Origin of the sequence: Synechococcus sp. H55.10 (assembly GCF_047502715.1) — a bacterium.
Taxonomy (GTDB): Bacteria; Cyanobacteriota; Cyanobacteriia; order Thermostichales; family Thermostichaceae; genus Thermostichus.
The window spans coordinates 1-529 of the sequence record NZ_JANSJJ010000264.1 but is presented as its reverse complement, the minus strand read 5'-3'; the positions used below and the strand labels follow the sequence as shown (position 1 = coordinate 529).

Sequence of the window (529 nt, the reverse complement as noted above, 5' to 3'; positions counted from 1 at the left end):
GTGTACCGCGATCAGGCGGCCTGGGTCATTCAATACAACGGTGTGGACCCGGTACCACGGTAGTCCCATAAAACTCGATCCTCCACGTTCTCCAACACTTGCGCGATATCCAGTCAAAAACCTGAAGCCGACATCTTCACCTGGGATCCTGACCTAAGGAGTCTCTTCAGTGTCGAGGGGTGCCGCACCCACCTAACCCAAGAGCGCACCCAGTGAGGATATCGCTCTCAGAATTTTCATCACAGGCATCAAACAGTATAACGAAACGCAACTGACCTGAGCGGCTTCAGGCGGGATGCCCTCTTATTTGCCATCATCTTCCCAGATCTCTCGCCAAAGATTAAAAATATGACTTAAAATGTAACAATACTTAGCAAACTCTGGAACTTTCCTGGCTCAGTCTAAAAGGTGTCGTGGTTTGGGCGAGGATATGGCAACGATTCGCTTTGTCAACGAAAATAGGGAGATTGTGGTCGCGGAAGGCGCTAACCTGCGCTTGAAGGCGCTGGAGAACCAGATTGACCTCTAC

The 529-nt window shown here is 50.5% G+C and carries 1 protein-coding gene; it reads right to left on the bottom strand.

The window, feature by feature from the left end; all coding sequences use genetic code 11:
* The coding region (locus NW858_RS13060; RefSeq protein ID WP_414520654.1) for a hypothetical protein at positions 1-69 on the bottom strand (69 nt) is incomplete at its 3' end.
* Between the last annotated feature and the right edge of the window lie 460 nt (positions 70-529).